The following is a 14946-nucleotide window of genomic DNA, read 5'->3' on the forward strand; positions in this document are numbered from 1 at the left end:
CAAACAGGCCGGATATATGGCAGCAACCTGTCCCTGACACCGAGTTCCAGCCTTGCATCGGGGGAGGAGACCATATATGGGTTCACGGCGAGTCCCGGAAGGGCTCCGGACCCCGCAGGCGCGGGTTCAATACTCCAAAACACTCCGGATACAGCCGGAAGTCTATTACAGCACCAACTTCTCCAGCCCCAGTTCGGCACCCGCATCCGCCTGCGCGCCACTGGTAATCACCGCCGTACTGGCCAGTTCCGGCCTGAGGTAGCTTTCCGCCACCCGCCGCAGATCATCCAGCGACACATCGAGGATTCGCTGGCGGAAGATCACGCGCTGGTCGTGGTCACGACCGAACATGCGGTTGTGGAAGTGCTGCTTCGCTTCCCCGGCCGGTGAGCTCGGTTTATCCATGCTGCCGATCACGCCGAGAATCGCCTCTTCCAGGGCGCGGGACTCGTGGGCAGTCTCCAGCAGCCAGGCTATAGACGCGTCGAAATCGTCCAGTGTGCCGGCCAGGCGCGGGTCGCGGTAGGAGTAGAAGCGGAAGGCCGCGATGCCGCTGTCCTGGGTGGCGCCGCCGCCGTAGGCGCCGCCTTTTTCGCGGATGGCGCGGTGCAGGAAGCCGTTGCGCAGGAACCCGCCCAGTACCACCAGCGCCGCCGCGTCCGGGTGGCCTACCGGTACCGTGGGGTAGGCCCGGGCGCAGAAATTCACCTGGGTATTGGCCACCCACAGCTGTTTGACCGTTTCGCGGAGCGGGGGCAGGTGGAAGGGTTTACCCGCCGTGGCGGCCGGGGCGGCACTCCAGGCGTCCAGGGTGGTTTGGGCAAAGTTCTCGATGTGGGGTTCATCGGCGATGCACAGCAATTGCCGGGGCATGCCGGTGATCTGGTTGTGCAGTTGTGCCAGATCGTCGGCGAAGGCCGCCAGTGCGTCCGGCACCTGCAGGCTCTGGTCCAGTTCCCGCAGGGACTTGATGCCGGAGAGGCCCGAGAGTTTGTGATTGAGCCGGGCCAGCGGGCTCATGCCGGCACAGGCGGCGGCCATGGCGAGGCCGTGGCCGTTGCCGGTAACTGCCTGTTCGCGGCGGGCCCGTTGCTGGCTGATCAGTTCGCGTATCCGCCCGTGTTCGCCAAAGCCCGGCGAGGCCAGGGTGTCCAGCATGAGTTGGGTCTGGGCAGCGCCGTTGCGCGCCAGCGCCTTGGAGGACAGCACGAAGTTGCCGTCCAGGTGTTGTTCGTTATCCACGTGCCCGCGCATGGAGGTGAAGGCATTCAGTGCGCCGACGGTAGCGGAATGCCGGTGCTGGGTGGCCAGGTAGCTGTCGCCGCCCACGCCCAGTTCGGTGAGGATGTTGGTGTACAGAGGCAGCAGGGGTAACTGCTCGTCTGCCAGCGCCGGCAGGGACGAAATGACCTGCTGGTACACCAGGCCGTTGGTACCCTGGGTATAGCAGGTCTGGCGCATCGATCCGGCGTTGCGCTCGCTGTATTCCAGTTCCGGCAGTGAGGCAGGAATGTCGCTGCGCTCCACCCGCGGCAATACGTTGGGGTCGTCCACCTGTAACTGGCGCTGTTCCAGCGCCTCGGCGCGCTGGATCACGCGCTCCATGTCGGCGGGTTCCATCCCCGCCTTGATTTTCGCCAGCCGCTCCGCTTCGGCGCTGGCGCGTCGCTCCGACAGTTCCTTGTCTGGGTGCATGACCAGGGTGACGCGATGGGGGTTGTCGAGCAGCAGATCCCGGGCCAGTTGGCGAATGAATTCCGGGTTCTCGATGTCCTGTCGCAGTTGCGCGATAACCGGGTCGAGGTCCAGCACGCCAATGGGGTCGGCGTAGTGGGTGGCGCAGCCCAGGGCCTGCAGGATGAGTTGCAGGCCATAGGGGTAGGAGTCGCCGCTGATTTCCCGCTGGTGCAGTTCCAGCTGGTGCAGGACGGCTTCCAGTTGTTCGTGGGCGACGCCTTCATCCGCCAGCTTGCCGATGACCTCCAGGACCAGGGCTTCCACCGCGTCGGCGCGATCGGCTTCACTGCCTTCCAGCCCGCAGCAGAACACCATCTGGCGCATGGAGTCCTCCAGCCCGCAGAGGGGGGAGGGCGCCTGGCCCAGGTCGGTGGTTTCCAGGGCGTGCATCAGCGGCGACGCACTGTTGTCGATCAATACGCTGGCCAGCAGCTGTGCCCGCAGCATCTGCAGCAGGTCGGTGCTCTCGCCCAGGACCCAGCCGACAACCACGTGGGTCTTGTTGTCGCTGGGGCCGCTGTCGTCGAAGGCGTAGGGCCGGTTGATGCGCAGGGGCTGTGGCAGGGACTGCTCTGGCGGGACCTCGATGCGCAGGTCCTGGCGTTCGAAGTGCGCCAGGGCCTTCTGTTCGAATACCGCCTGGTGCTCATTGGCGGCGATGTCGCCAAAGGTCATGAAAATGGCGTTGCTGGGGTGATAGTGGCTTTTGTAGAAGGTCCGGAGCTGCTCGTAGGTCAGGTCGGGAATGTGTTCCGGGTCGCCACCGCTGTTGTAGTGGTAGGTTACCGTGGGGAACAGGTGTTCACAGAGATTCTGCCACAGGGTGCTGCTGACGGAGCTCATCGCGCCCTTCATTTCGTTGAACACCACGCCCTTGAAGACCAGCGGGCTGCTGCTGTCGTGAGCCTCCTCGAATTCGACCCGGTGACCCTCCTGGGCAAAGTCCAGTTCCTCCAGCTTGGAGAAGAACACCGCGTCCAGGTACACATCCAGCAGGTTGTTGAAGTCCTTGCGGTTCTGGCTGGCGAAGGGATAGGCGGTCCAGTCGGAACTGGTGAAGGCGTTCATGAAGGTATTCAGGGAGCGCCGCAGCATCATGAAGAAGGGGTCGCGCACGGGGTAGCGCTCGGAACCGCACAGGGCGGTGTGCTCGAGAATGTGGGCTACACCGGTAGAGTCCGAGGGGACCGTGCGCAGGGCCACCAGGAATACGTTCTCGGCATTGTCGGCGGCCAGGTGGTAGTGCACGGCGCCGGTGGCGCGGTGACGGTACTCTTCCACCCGCAGGTTGAGCGAGTCGATCTCTACCTGGCGCAGGGCTTCGAAGGCGGGGTGGGTTTCTGTTGAGAGGGCCTGGGGGCTTGTGCTCATATAGGTTCCAGCAGGGCGCGTATCGTGCGCCGGTTGGCGATAGCTAACGGATTCAGTGAGCGGTGTCGGCGCGCTCAAAGGGCTCGATCCGGAACAACCAGGGCCAGCGCTTTCCGGTGACCCAGATAGCGCCGTCGGCGGGGTTGTGGGCGATGCCGTTGAGAACGTCGGTGCCGCGCAGTCTGTCACTGTCAGGCAGCAGGCCGGTGAGGTCAAGACGCGACTCAACCTTGCCGGTGTCAGGATCAATGATAACAATGTCGTCGGTCTTCCACACGTTGGCCCAGATGCGGCCGTCGATCCACTCCAGCTCGTTGAGCTGGTAGACCGGCGTGCCGTCCGCAGTGACCGCCAGGGTGCGGGTGATCCTGGCATCTTCCCGGTTCATGAAAAACAGCTTGTCGCTGCCGTCTGACTGGATCAGCTGGGTACCGTTCCAGGTGATCCCCCAGCCCTCACCCGGCAGGCGCAGCACCTGCTCCACCTCCAGGCTGTCCCGCCGGTAGACCAGCATGGCCCTGGCCCGCCAGGTAAGCTGGAAAATCCGGTCCTCCACCACGACCAGGCCTTCGCCCCACAGCCGCGGATTGAGACGCCGGCCGTCCCTCAGCTTGCCCGTGGCGAAGTCGTAGCGCAGCAGTCGGGACTCACCATAGCCGCCCGTGCTCTCCCAGAGGTCACCGTCGACAATCTGCAGCCCCTGGACAAAATTGTCCCGGGAATGGGGTTTACGCTCGAGTACCCGGTAGTCCAGCACCGTCTGGGCGACGACGATCGCAGGCGTCAGCGCCAGGGTCAACAGCAGGAGCAGGCGACTCACCGGCGCTTGCGGCCCAGGTCCCGGATCAGGAAGCGGGCCGGCGCCAGTGCGCGGGCCAGGTAGCGCGGCAGCGGCGGGGCCTCGCTGCAGGCCTGGCTGGCAATGAGTTCGGCGCACAGCGGCGCTGAACTGAGGCCGCGGGATCCGTGACCGGTGTTGAGGTAGAGTCCTGGCATGTAGTGTCCGGGGCTGGCAATGGCTTTGCGGGCATTCTGGCGCAGTCCGGCGAAGGCTTCCAGCAGGGCGGGGGTATCGGGCACCGGGCCCGCCAGCGGCAGGTAGTCCGGGGTGGTGCAGCGGAAACCCACGCGCCCATCGAGGGAGTCCGGTTCGCAGGTAGCCAGGGCGTTCGCCCAGTCCGGTACTGCGGCGGCCAGTTTGTCCAGGTTGTAGCGGTGATCCTCTGGCCGCTGCAGTGAGGTGTCCTCACCCAGGTTGAAGGTGGCGCCAATGCAGTGCTCTCCAGGCGCCGGGGCAATATAGCCTTCATGGCAGAGCGCTGCCCGCAGCTGGTTGAAGGGCCGGCCGGCGGGGAGGTGGGTGGTCTGGCCGCGAATGGGCTGCAGCGGCAACCAGTCCAGGCCAGCGATGCCGCCGCTGGCAGTGCCGCAGGCGATCACCGCGCAATCCGCTTGCGCCACCACCTCACCGCTGGCATTCAGTGCCTGCCAGGACTCCCCCTCCCGCCGCAGTTGCAGGGCTCCACAGTGGTCGCTCAGGGTAATGCCCGCAGCTGCGCTCCAGGCCCGGCAAAGGGCGGGCGGAGACAGCCAGCCCGAGTCGGGAAACCAGTAACCGGCGCGGGTCTGGGTAATGCCGAGTCGCGCATTCGCTGTCTCGGGATCCAGCACTGACGCCAGCTCCGGGATATCCGCCAGGCGTTCGGCCAGCACGGCGAGTTCCTCCGTATCGCGATGTTGGTGGAAGCAGCCGCAGAGGTCGCCGTCGACCCCGGCGCGAATCTGGCCACTGGCCAGCATGGCGCGATAGCCGCGGCTGGCATGGGCGAAACTGAGCAGGGCGAAGTCGCTCAGTGCCGAGTGCCGCCGGGACAGGCGGGTGTAGAGCACGCCCTGGGCATTGCCAGACGCCGCATCCGCGAGAGCGCCGGCCTCCAGCAGGCTGACCTGCAGGCCACGGCGGGCCAGGGCGGCGGCAGTGGCGCAGCCGGCGAGTCCGGCGCCGATCACCAGGGCGCTGCGCGGCGCCGGTGTGCTCCGGGCGGGAATGTCCCAGGGAGTGCCGGCTGGCAGTGGCCGGCTGGCGGGGGGAGTCGTGTCTGCAGTGGCCCCTTCCACTGGCACAGTGCCGGCGTGGGTACCCAGCAGGCGCTCCCGCTTGCGGCCGAACCCCGGCCCCTTGCGCATGCTGAAACCGGCGGCCTGCAGGGCCCGGCGCACGGCGCCGGCAGCGGTAAAGGTCGCCACGGTGGCTCCCGCCCTGCTGAGTGCGCCAATCCTTCCCAGCAGGCTATCGGTCCACATGGCGGCGTTGCGCGCCGGGGCGAAGCCGTCAAGGTACCAGGCGTCCACCCAGCGGCGGCCGTGGTCGTCCAGGTCGGCCAGGGCATCCTCGGCCTCCGCCCACCACAGGTCCAGGGTGATCGCACCGCCGGCCAGCAGCAGTCGGTGGCAGCCGGGGATCGGCGGTGGATACTGGTCCACCAGTTCCGCCGCGAACGTGGCCAGGGCCGGCCAGGCGGCCAGTGCGCGCTCCAGGTCTGCCCGTCGCAGGGGGAACTGTTCCACCGACACATAATGCAGGCGGGGCCGGGGTTGTGGCAGTGCGGCCCAGGCCTGCCAGGTCAGCAGGAAATTGAGCCCGGTGCCAAAACCGGTCTCGCCGATCACAAATTCGTCGTGGGGGTGATTCGCCCAGCGTTGGGGCAGGCCGTTGCCTTCGAGGAAGACGTAGCGGCTCTCGGCGAGGCCGTCGTCCCGGGAGAAGTAGATATCGCCAAATTCGCTGGATCCCGGCACGCCGGCATCGCTCCACTGCAGGCGCGGTGGAGGCATGGCTTGCCAGGGTTGGTTGTCGCGCTGCATGTGGGGTCAGTTCGGCAGGCGGCGTGTCCAGGGCACCGCGGCGCTGCTGAAGCTCGCTATCTCGGCCGCAAAAAGGGCAGGCGATAATAGCAGAGGGCCCGGCCCGGCAACAGCGAGGCCGCTGGTTTTTGCCCGGCCCAGGTATTAGACTTGCGGCCCTTTATGACCACCGATTTGCACCGACGCGAGACTCACCATGGCGCGAGAACAATCCCAGTCCATCCCGCGGGAACAATTCCTGACGATGTCCGTAAACCTGTTGCACAAGGTCTTTCTCGAGGCCAATCGCACCCAGGCCAAGAGTATTTACCGCGAGGTTGCCGAGGGTAAGCAGGTTGCGCTGACCAATGTCCAGATGGAGGACAAGTCGCTGGTCCGCTTTGACCTGGCGCTGGACCACAGCGAGTACCGCGGTAAACTGAACTTTGGCAGTTTCCGCGACTCACTCACCGTGCTGCTGGCGCAGATGACCGACGCCCTGCGGCAGGAAAAAAACATCACGGTATTTACCCAGGAAGACGACCCCAATGTGATGATATTCGGGGTGACCGGGGTGACTTACGAAGAGGGCAAACCCAGCGTGCTGGTGCTCGGTGCCGATGCCGGCTCCGGCCAGCCCTCGGTCATGCTCAAGCTGATGTACCTGGATCACAGCCAGTTCGGCGAGCCGCGGCCCCAGGTGGCCGAGGCCGGCGCTGACGCCGGCGAGGACCAGGACCCGGCCTGAGTTTCAGTCGGGCTGCGCTCAGTCGGGCTGCGCTCAGTCGGGCTGCGGTCAGTCGGCCGTGAATTGCGGCTCGGGGGGCAGGCTGATCTCGGTTTTCTCGGTCGGCGCCATGACTTCGGCGGTGCCGCTGGCCACCACCTTGTCGTGCTGGTTGCGCACGGTACAGTCCAGGCTGACCCACTGTCGTCGCTCGCGTTTTTCGCTCACTGTGAGTTCCACAGTGAGGGTGTCACCTGCTTTTACAGGGGCGCGAAAGCGCAGGGACTGCCCCAGGTAAATCGTGCCCGGTCCCGGCAGTTCCATGGCAATGGCCGCCGATACCACGGCGCCGGTAAGCATGCCGTGGGCAATCGGTTCGCCGAAGGCCGTGGTGGCGGCGAAGGCAGGGTCCAGGTGAACCGGATTGACATCGCCGCAGGCGGCGGCGAACAGCCGGATCTGCTGCATGTCGATACGGCGCTGGTAGCTGGCGCTCTGGCCGACGGTGAGTTCGTCGAAGGTAAAATTACTGCGAGTTGTCATTGTTGCCTCCTGTCACAGGGGGCACATCATAGCCCAGGCCGACGCGGTGGGGGCGAGATTTACACGAGGGGAGTACCACAACGATGTCAGATCAGGTTCTGGAAGCGCAGGCGGCGATGTACGCGAAACTCGACGCCGAACTCGGCATAGCTCCCGGTATTGACGTCAGTCGCTACAACGATGTGGTGAGCATGGCCGAGCACAGCTTTGCGAGCTTCGCCGAGCGGCCAGCCTTCTCCAGCCTGGGTCACAGCATGAGCTACGCCGACCTGGATCACCTGTCCGCAGCCTTTGCCAGCTGGGTGCAGCATTTCACCGACCTCGAGCCGGGGGATCGCATCGCCGTGCAGATGCCCAACCTGATCCAGTATCCGGTGGTGGTGCTGGGCGCGCTGCGCGCCGGCCTCGTGATCGTCAATACCAATCCCCTGTACAGCGAGCGCGAGATAGAGCACCAGTTCAACGATGCGGGAGTGAAGGCCCTGGTAGTGCAGGCCAACGTGGCCCAGACCGCTGCCAATGTGCTGGCGCGCACCGGTGTGAAGTACACCCTGGTCACCGAGTTGGCCGACCTGCATCCACCGCTCAAGCGTTTCGTGATCAACAACGTCGCCAAGCACATCAAGAAAATGGTGCCGCCCTTCGATATTCCGGGAGCGATCACGCTCAACAAGGCCCTGGACGAAGGGGCCAGCCGGGCGTTCTCCCCGGTGCCGCTGGAGCGGGATGGGCTTGCCATGCTGCAGTACACCGGCGGCACTACCGGCGTGGCCAAGGGCGCCATGCTCAGCCACGGCAACCTGGTGGCCAACGCCCTGCAGGTGGATGCCCTGCTGGAAACCCATCCGCTGGGGGACGACGCTCACGTGACCGTGCAACCGCTGCCGGTCTACCACATCTACGCCTTCATGACGTCGCTGTACAACATGCTCAAGGGCTCCCACATGATCTACATCCCCAATCCGCGGGATCTGGGCTCGGTGGTGAAAACCCTGCGGGATTACAAGCCGGATATCTTCTGCGGCCTCAACACACTGTTCATGGGGCTGTGCAATAACGAGGACTTCCGCAAGCTGGATTTCTCCAACCTCAAGCTGACCCTGTCCGGCGGCATGGCGCTCACCCACGCTGCGGCCGAACACTGGCAGGAAATTACCGGCTGCCCGGTGTCAGAAGGTTATGGCCTGACAGAGACCTCGCCGGTGGTCTCCACCAACCCGGGAAACTGGATCATCATTGGCAGCATCGGCATTCCGGTACCCGGCACCGAAGTGAAGATTGCCGATGACGAGGGCAATTCCCTGGGCATCGAGGAGGCCGGTGAACTGCTGGTGCGCGGCCCCCAGGTGATGCAGGGTTACTGGCAGCGCCCGGAGGAAACGGCCAAGGTCATGGACCCGGAGGGCTACTTCCGAACCGGCGACGTGGCCAAGATCCGCGAGGATGGTTTCCTGCAGATCGTCGACCGCAAGAAGGACATGATCGTGGTGTCCGGCTTCAACGTGTACCCCAACGAACTGGAGGACGTGCTCTACGAACATCCGGACGTGCTGGAATGCGCTGCCGTCGGCATACCCGATGCCACCGCCGGCGAAGTGATCAAGATGTTTGTGGTCAGCAAGTCGGGTAACCTCACCGCCGAGGAAGTGCGCGAGTTCTGCCGCCGCAGCCTGACTGCCTACAAGGTACCCAAGCTGGTGGAGTTCCGCAGCGAACTGCCCAAGACCAATGTCGGCAAGATCCTGCGTCGGGAGCTGCGCGACGAACAGGCCTGAAGGCTCGCAGCACGGTATGCAGGAGACGGTTACAGAGCAGCGCACGATTCCCCCCATCCGCTTCCCCGCAGAGCTGCCAGTGGCAGAGCGGCGGGAGGAGATCATGGCGGCCATTCGCGACCACCAAGTGGTGGTGGTGGCCGGGGAAACCGGCTCCGGCAAGACCACCCAGCTGCCGAAGATCTGCCTTGAACTGGGGCGCGGTCGCCGCCAGCGCATCGGGCACACCCAGCCGCGCCGGCTGGCGGCCCGCACCGTGGCCCAGCGCATTGCCGCAGAGCTGGAAACTTCGCTCGGTGAGGTGGTCGGCTACCAGGTGCGCTTTACCGACCAGGTGAGCGACGCCAGCGCGGTCAAGCTGATGACCGATGGCATCCTGCTGGCAGAGATCCAGCGCGACCGCCTGCTGCGCCAGTACGACACCCTGATTATCGATGAGGCCCACGAGCGCAGCCTCAATATCGATTTCCTGCTGGGCTACCTGAAGAACATCCTGCCACAGCGGCCCGACCTGAAGGTCATTATTACCTCGGCCACCATCGACCTGGAGAGTTTCTCCCGGCACTTCGACAACGCACCGGTGATCGAGGTCTCCGGACGCACCTACCCGGTGGAGACTCACTACATCGACCCCGCCGAGGATCGCGACCAGGGACTGCAATCCCAGGTGGTGCAGGTGGTGCAGGACATTGACGCTGGCCACTACGGCGAGCGCGGCGATGTGCTGGTATTCCTGCCCGGCGAGCGGGATATCCGCGAGCTGGCCAAGCAGTTGCGCCGGGACACCGAGCTGGACATCCTGCCGCTCTATGCCCGCCTCAGCCAGGCGGAGCAGCAGCGGGTGTTCGACCTGTCCGGGCGCCGCGGGGTGCGGGTGGTATTGGCCACCAACGTCGCGGAAACCTCGGTAACCGTGCCGGGTATTCGCTATGTGATCGACCCCGGCGAAGCCCGGATCAGCCGCTACAGCTACCGCACCAAGGTCCAGCGCCTGCCCATCGAGCCGATCTCCCAGGCCAGTGCCAACCAGCGCAAGGGGCGCTGCGGTCGGGTCGCGGCGGGGGTCTGTATCCGCCTGTACAGCGAGGAGGACTTCGAGCGCCGCCCGGAGTTTACCGACCCCGAGATTCGCCGTACCAACCTCGCCGCCGTGATTCTGCAGATGCTCAACCTGCGCCTGGGTGAGCTGAAGCACTTCCCGTTTATCGACCCGCCTGATCCGCGCATGGTGCGCGATGGATACAAGCTGCTGGAAGAGCTGGGCGCGGTGTCGCCCGCCGGCAAACTGACCGCAATCGGCCGGCAGATGAGTCGCCTGCCGCTGGACCCCCGGCTGGGGCGGATGATCCTGGCGGCCGCCGAGCAACACTGCCTGGCGGAGATGCTGGTGATCGCCAGCGCCCTGTCGATCCAGGACCCGCGGGAGCGGCCGGCAGACAAGCAGCAGCAGTCCGACCAGTCCCACGCCCGTTTCAAGCACGAAAAATCGGATTTCATGGCCTGGCTGAACCTGTGGCGCTACTACGAGGAGCAGCGCCAGAGCCTGAGCCAGAACCAGTTGCGCAAGCTGTGCCAGCGGGAGTTCCTGTCCTTTCTGCGGTTGCGTGAGTGGCGGGATATCCACTACCAGCTCACCATCGCCTGCCGCCAGCAGGGGCTCAGGCCGGCTCGGGAACTGCCGCCCGAAGAAAACTATAGCGGCGTGCACAAGGCCCTGCTGGCTGGCCTGCTGGGCAATATCGCCCAGCATCAGGAGGGGAGGGAGTACCTGGGGGCGCGCAACCGCAAGCTGCAGATATTCCCCGGCTCCGCCCTGGCGCGGAAAAAACCCAGGTGGCTGGTGGCCGCGGAAATCGTGGAGACTTCCAGCGTGTTTGCCCGGGTGGTCGGCGGTATCGACCCCCTGTGGGCCCTGGAGATCAACCCTGACCTGCTGAAGCACCACTACTACCAGCCCCGCTGGCAGGCCCGGAGCGGGCGGGCGATGGCGTATGAGCGCATTTCCCTGTACGGCCTGACCCTGGCCGACAAGCGTTCCGTTCACTACGGCCCGATCAATCCGCCGGAGGCCCGGGAACTACTGATTCGCGAGGGCCTGGTAGCGGGCAAGCTGCAGCCGCCGCCGGCATTCCTGAAACACAACCAGCGCCTGCTGCGGGAGCTGGAAGACCTGGAATCGCGCACCCGGCGCCGGGATATCGTGGCTGACGAGGAGACCCTCTTCGCCTTCTACGACGAGCGTCTGCCCGAGGACATCATCACCCTGCGGCACCTGAACGGCTGGCTGAAGAAGGATCGCGCGGCGGCCTCCACCCTCGAAGTACCGCGGGAACTGCTGCTGGCGAGGGATCCCGGCGAGCTGGGTAACCAGTTCCCCGACCATCTGGCATGGGATGACCTTGAGCTGCGGCTGAGCTACCAGTTTGAGCCCGGCGGCGAGGCGGACGGGGTGACGGTGACCGTGCCGGTGGGCCTGCTCAACCGCATCCCGAGGCACCGGTTCGACTACCTGGTACCGGGGCTGCTGCGGGACAAGTGCATCCAGCTGGTGAAATCCCTGCCCAAGGCCCAGCGCAAACAACTGGTACCGGTGCCCGATTACGTGGATCGGGCGCTGGCGGAGTTAAAGCCCGGTGACCGGCCCCTGGTGCAGGAGCTGGCAAAGGCCCTGTCCCGTCTGGCGGGCGTCAGGCTGGCTGCCGAGGCCTGGGACGGGGTCGAACTGGAAGACTTCTACCGCATGAACATCCGGGTGGTCGACCAGCGCGGCAAGCTGCTGGCCCAGGGGCGCGATCTGCAGGCGCTGGTGGCGCAATTTCGCGAGGACACCCGGGAAAGTGTCAGCAGTGCCGGTAAAAATTCTCCAGCCCGGGACAAGGTGACCCGCTGGGACCTGGGGCAGTTGCCCCGGGAATGGCGCTTCCGCCAGGCCGGGGTGGAAATCGTGTCCTACCCGGCGCTGGTGGATCACGGTGAGCATGCCGCCGTGGAATTGCTGGACTACCCGGGGCAGGCCCGGCTCGCTCACCGGGCGGGCGTATTGCGCCTGTTGCGCCTGCAGAACCGCCAGCAGGTGAAATTCCTGCGCAAGGAACTGCTGCGCACCAACGCCGACCAGCTGGCCCTGGCCGGAGCCGGCCTGGAGCGGGCGAGCCTGGTGGATGACCTGATTGACGGCGCCTATGTCCAGGCGCTGGGCCTGGACGCCTCCCTGCCGTGGTCGGATGCAGACTTCAACGGTCTGCAGCAGCGGGCAGGACCGCCGGTGGTCAAGGCGGCCAATGAACTGGAGGCGCTGGTGCGCAATGCCCTGGCGCCCCTGGGGGCGGCCCGCCAGGCCCTGGGCAAGTTGCAGGGGGGCGCATTTGCCGCAGCGCGGGAAGACGTCCAGCAGCAGTTGCAGGTTCTCCTGGCCCCCGGGTTCCTGCGGGACACCCCCGGCAACTGGCTCGCCCAGTACCCTCGCTATATGAAGGCGCTGGCGCAGCGCGTGGAGCGCCTGAACGGACAGCTGGACAAGGATCAGCGCAATACCGCGTTGCTGCAGGGCCTGTGGCAACCGCTGGCGGAGGCGCTGGCCGAACATCCCGGCCTGCTGCTGTTGTGCGAACCCGCGGTGCAGTACCGCTGGATGCACGAGGAATTCAGGGTGTCATTGTTTGCCCAGCAGCTCGGGACCCGGCTACCGGTGTCGGAAAAGCGCCTGCAGGCTCAGGCGGAGGCCGTTCAGCAGTGGCTGGAGCAGCACCCACGCTGACGAGACCGGGTTCACAGATTGTAAAATATTACCAATCGGTGTTCGGGCGCGATGAAACTTCACCATCAATACTGTGTCTGAGCTTAGGCAAATACCCCGCATGGAACCCGGGTGTGATCCCGGACGGTGGGGTTTTGCTATGCTCACAATGATTATAGAAAACAGACACAGGGAACTCATCATGGCTCAATTCAAGAAACCCCTCAGCGCAGCGCTCGGTGCCGCCTTCCTGGCCAGTGCCATTGCCCCCATGGCCTCCGCTGAAAGTAACCCCTTCTCCGCCCAGCAGCTTTCAGGCGGGTACGACCTGGCCAGCTACGACAAGCATGAAGAGGGCAAGTGTGGCGAAGGCAAGTGCGGCGACAAGAAAGCCGAAGGCAAGTGCGGCGAAGGCAAATGCGGTGAGGGCAAGTGCGGCGACAAAAAAGCCGAAGGTAAATGCGGCGAAGGCAAGTGCGGCGACAAGAAAGCCGAAGGTAAATGCGGCGAAGGCAAATGCGGCGACAAGAAAGCCGAAGGCTCTTGCGGTGACAAAAAATAGCTGAAGGCTCTTGCGGCAAGTAATGTCGGTGGCAACACGCGAGATCCGCGGCGCGGGTCTCGGCTTGAGACGGGCCCTGCTGGGCCCGCTTCTGTCTCGAGCTCCCGCGGGAATCGACTTTCTCGAGATCGCACCGGAAAACTGGATTGGTGTGGGGGGGCGCTTTGGTCGCGAATTTCGCGAGCTGGCGGCCCGCTATCCCCTGGTACTGCATGGCCTGTCGCTGGATATCGGCGGACCTGACCCCCTCGACCTCGACCTGGTACGCGCGGTGCGCGCCCTGATGGATGACCTGGGTGTGTCGATTTACAGCGAGCACCTGACCTACTGCGCCGCCGAGGGCCACCTCTACGACCTGCTGCCCATTCCGTTCACCCGGGAGGCGGTGGCGCACGTGGTGGAGCGCATCCAGCAGGTCCAGGAGGTGATCGGCCAGCCCCTGGTGCTGGAGAACGCGTCCTATTACGCCCAGGCCCACCGGGAAATGAGCGAGCTGGAATTCGTTACCGAGGTGCTCGAGCGTTCCGGTGCCGAACTGTTGCTGGACGTCAACAACATCTACGTGAACAGTATTAACCATCGCTATGATCCCGCGGCCTTCCTCGAGGGCCTGCCCCTGTCCAGGGTGCGCTACATCCATGTGGCCGGGCACTTTGACGAGGCGGACGACCTCAAGGTCGATACCCACGGCGCCGATGTCATCGACCCGGTGTGGTCCCTGTTGTCCCACGCCTACGGTTTACTGGGCCCCGTACCGACCCTGCTGGAACGGGATTTCAACCTCCCGCCCCTGGACGAGTTGTTGCTGGAAGTGGGCGAAGTCCGCCGGCGCCAGGCACTGGCGGCGCCGGAGCGGGCGACGGGGGAGAGCGCCTGATGTCTGCACTGCTCGACGCGCAGCTCGGCATGGCGCGCCACCTGCGGGACCCCCGGCCGGAAAATGCACCGGAGGGGATAGAGGAGCGCCGGCTCAAGGTGTACCGCGAACTGGTGTACAACAACATAGAGGGCTTCATCAGCAGTGGTTTCCCGGTGCTGCGCAGCCTCTATGACGCCGGGCAGTGGCAGGAACTGGTGCGTGCCTTCGTGGCGGTGCACCGTTGCGCCACGCCCTATTTTCTCGAGATCAGCCAGGAGTTTATCCGCTTCCTGACCGAGGATTACTCGCCCCGGGAGTGTGACCCTCCCTTCATTGCCGAACTGGCCCATTACGAGTGGGTTGAGCTGGCGCTGGATGTCTCCGAGGACGAGCCACCGGCGCTACCCCGGGACCTCGATCCATTGCACGCCGTCCCGCGCTGGTCGCCGGTCGCGTGGCTATTGAGTTACGCCTGGCCCGTACACCGGATCGGCCCGGCGTTCCGCCCCCGGGAAGTCTCCGAGCCCACTTTCCTGCTGGTCTACCGTGACCGGGAGGAGACCGTGGGTTTTATGGAATTGAATCCGGCAACGGCGCGCCTGGCTGAGCTGTTGCGGGACAACGTCGCTCAATCCGGGGACGAAGTACTCCACCAACTGGCCCGGGAGCTCGGCGCCGAAGTGGACGTGATTCGCAGTTTCGGGGCGGAGCAATTGAATCAGTTCGCCCGCAGGGCCATCATCGCCCTGGAACCCCTCGATCCTGCCTCTGATGAAGGTTGCCCCTAGGCGG

At 65.1% G+C, this 14946-nt stretch carries 10 protein-coding genes; 6 read left to right on the top strand and 4 right to left on the bottom strand.

Annotated features, from left to right (window positions below; all coding sequences use genetic code 11):
• Window positions 1–165 precede the first annotated feature (165 nt).
• The 3 genes from FV139_RS11895 to mnmC are packed head-to-tail and all read right to left on the bottom strand — an operon-like array spanning window position 166 to window position 5973.
• Complete coding sequence (locus tag FV139_RS11895) at window positions 166–3108, bottom strand: insulinase family protein (protein ID WP_148068686.1); 2943 nt, start codon at window positions 3106–3108, stop codon at window positions 166–168.
• Between the two features lie 52 nt (window positions 3109–3160).
• The gene (locus tag FV139_RS11900) at window positions 3161–3928 is read right to left on the bottom strand and encodes a glutaminyl-peptide cyclotransferase (RefSeq protein WP_187276507.1); all 768 of its coding nucleotides are present in this window, start codon (window positions 3926–3928) and stop codon (window positions 3161–3163) included.
• The gene (gene mnmC, locus FV139_RS11905; RefSeq protein ID WP_148068688.1) at window positions 3925–5973 is read right to left on the bottom strand and encodes a bifunctional tRNA (5-methylaminomethyl-2-thiouridine)(34)-methyltransferase MnmD/FAD-dependent 5-carboxymethylaminomethyl-2-thiouridine(34) oxidoreductase MnmC; all 2049 of its coding nucleotides are present in this window, start codon (window positions 5971–5973) and stop codon (window positions 3925–3927) included. Before mnmC ends, FV139_RS11900 begins: the two co-directional genes overlap by 4 nt.
• A gap of 196 nt (window positions 5974–6169) precedes the next feature.
• Here mnmC and FV139_RS11910 point away from each other — a divergent pair, with 196 nt between their 5' ends.
• The gene (locus tag FV139_RS11910; RefSeq protein ID WP_148068689.1) at window positions 6170–6700 is read left to right on the top strand and encodes a hypothetical protein; all 531 of its coding nucleotides are present in this window, start codon (window positions 6170–6172) and stop codon (window positions 6698–6700) included.
• A 48-nt stretch (window positions 6701–6748) separates the two neighbouring features.
• Here the strand turns inward: FV139_RS11910 and FV139_RS11915 are convergent, their stop codons facing one another.
• A complete protein-coding gene (locus FV139_RS11915; protein WP_148068690.1) occupies window positions 6749–7222 on the bottom strand; it encodes a MaoC family dehydratase in 474 nt (157 codons plus the stop codon).
• A gap of 83 nt (window positions 7223–7305) precedes the next feature.
• Between FV139_RS11915 and FV139_RS11920 the strand changes: the two genes are divergently transcribed.
• The 5 genes from FV139_RS11920 (at window position 7306) to FV139_RS11940 (ending at window position 14942) form a co-directional block, all read left to right on the top strand.
• Window positions 7306–8997, top strand: coding sequence for an AMP-binding protein (locus FV139_RS11920; protein ID WP_328592289.1), 1692 nt, complete (start codon window positions 7306–7308; stop codon window positions 8995–8997).
• Between the two features lie 16 nt (window positions 8998–9013).
• Window positions 9014–12754, top strand: a complete 3741-nt coding sequence (hrpA, locus tag FV139_RS11925; RefSeq protein WP_148068691.1) for an ATP-dependent RNA helicase HrpA — start codon at window positions 9014–9016, stop codon at window positions 12752–12754.
• 181 nt (window positions 12755–12935) lie between these two features.
• Window positions 12936–13295, top strand: a complete 360-nt coding sequence (locus FV139_RS11930) for an HvfA family oxazolone/thioamide-modified RiPP metallophore (RefSeq protein WP_148068692.1) — start codon at window positions 12936–12938, stop codon at window positions 13293–13295.
• Between the two features lie 22 nt (window positions 13296–13317).
• The gene (locus tag FV139_RS11935) at window positions 13318–14172 is read left to right on the top strand and encodes an HvfB family MNIO-type RiPP peptide maturase (protein WP_148068693.1); all 855 of its coding nucleotides are present in this window, start codon (window positions 13318–13320) and stop codon (window positions 14170–14172) included.
• On the top strand, window positions 14172–14942 hold the full coding sequence (locus FV139_RS11940) for an HvfC family RiPP maturation protein (RefSeq protein ID WP_235898638.1): 771 nt from the start codon (window positions 14172–14174) through the stop codon (window positions 14940–14942). Before FV139_RS11935 ends, FV139_RS11940 begins: the two co-directional genes overlap by 1 nt.
• Window positions 14943–14946: the final 4 nt, after the last annotated feature.

This window comes from Parahaliea maris, from assembly GCF_008064665.1.
In the GTDB taxonomy this organism is placed as follows: Bacteria; Pseudomonadota; Gammaproteobacteria; order Pseudomonadales; family Halieaceae; genus Parahaliea; species Parahaliea maris.